1 protein-coding gene is annotated in these 252 nt (G+C 38.1%); it reads right to left on the reverse strand.

The window, feature by feature from the left end; translation table 11 throughout:
* Window positions 1-252, reverse strand: a 252-nt coding sequence (locus tag SB754_RS21735; RefSeq protein WP_410784389.1) for a hypothetical protein, incomplete at both ends; no start/stop codon positions are given.

Raw genomic sequence — 252 nt, forward strand, 5'->3', positions numbered from 1 at the left:
CTGATTTTTTGAATAGCCTGTTTCATCAGATCGTTATTACCGCTGTTTAATTCAGATGTTTCCTGTCTGTAAAGGGAATATACCAAACCAATCAGGTGTAATGCAGCGCCAGATACTTGTGGCTGATAACCAGAAGGTTCATTCTTTACCTGAAAGATAATTTCCCTGTAGAGCGTCAGTACCTGTTCCTGGAACCCAATTTTTACTATTGGATCAGCTTTAGATAAGAAGCTTTTCTTTAAAAGCTTGTCT

It is taken from the genome of Leifsonia sp. SIMBA_070 (genome assembly GCF_046534635.1).
Lineage (GTDB): Bacteria > Actinomycetota > Actinomycetes > Actinomycetales > Microbacteriaceae > Leifsonia.